Here is a 240-nt window from a genome sequence, read left to right as displayed (position 1 = left end):
ATCGTGGTATTTTATAGGTAATTTTGTTTTTTCTTCAGGAAAGGTAAATCCAAACTCAACAGACATGCCGGATTTCAAGGCAGTCTTTACGTCGTCGGGAAGATGTGTATCCTTCAAAGCATGACGTGCATACTTTTCAGCTTCCCGTTTCTGATTGGTGGGGTCAACAAAACTCCAAGGACGAAGATCACGTCTGACATTGTTCAATAGATTGGCACATTTCCGCCACAGATTCTTTTC

General features: G+C 41.7%; 1 protein-coding gene. It reads right to left on the bottom strand.

Annotation, left to right across the window (positions count from 1 at the left end; translation table 11 throughout):
- Window positions 1–240: hypothetical protein (locus RAD10_RS42470; protein ID WP_461622088.1), on the bottom strand; the 240-nt coding region annotated here is incomplete at both ends.

It is taken from the genome of Bradyrhizobium sp. 23AC (assembly GCF_054863025.1).
This window is presented reverse-complemented; position numbering and strand designations above follow the sequence as displayed.